Below are 707 nucleotides of genomic sequence, written 5' to 3'. Positions count from 1 at the left end.
GCATTCCGCCCTGACCCGCTCCCCCCTTCAGTTAGCACTGAGCAACTCATTACACCGCTGGCGGAGGCGACACAGGCACTTGGTCGACTCCACGGTATCGGCCCACGTGTCGGCTCAAGAGAGATCCTAATTGAGCCGTTCATCCGAAAAGAAGCGCTGGAATCCTCGCAAATCGAAGGCACACATGCGACCCTCTCAGACATCTACGCCTATGAGGCTGGACAGGAGGCTCTCATCGACGAAGACAGACAGCAGGGTACCCAAGAAGTCGTGAACTATCTGTACGCGCTGACACACGGATTGGATGCGATCACAGCTGGCGATCCAATCACCGTCGAATTGCTATGCGAGATGCACGACCGGTTGCTTTCGGGTGTCCGTGGGGATGAGGCTGACCCAGGGGAACTCCGGACGACTCAGAACTTCATCGGCAGTACGCCATACATCCAAGACGCCAGGTACGTGCCGCCGCCACCGAACGAGATCCCAGACCTTCTCGAAGACTTGCTCGAGTATGCGAACCAAGAGACAAATCTGCATCCACTTCTCCGAATCGGGCTGACCCACTACCAGTTCGAGACGAATCACCCGTTTCTCGATGGGAACGGACGACTCGGGCGGCTATTGATCAGTCTCCTGCTACAACGTGACGGTCTCTTGCCCGAGCCGTATCTCTACCTGAGTTCCTATTTCAACGCACGGCGGTC

1 protein-coding gene is annotated in these 707 nt (G+C 56.9%); it reads left to right on the top strand.

The annotated features are described in order from the left end of the window. Positions 1 to 707, top strand: a 707-nt coding sequence (locus DVK07_RS20260; protein WP_147441281.1) for a Fic family protein, incomplete at both ends; no start/stop codon positions are given.

This window comes from Halorubrum sp. Atlit-26R (genome assembly GCF_003666015.1).
In the GTDB taxonomy this organism is placed as follows: Archaea; Halobacteriota; Halobacteria; order Halobacteriales; family Haloferacaceae; genus Halorubrum.
The sequence above is the reverse complement of the archived record's forward strand: the minus strand, read 5'-3'. Positions and strand labels throughout refer to the sequence as shown.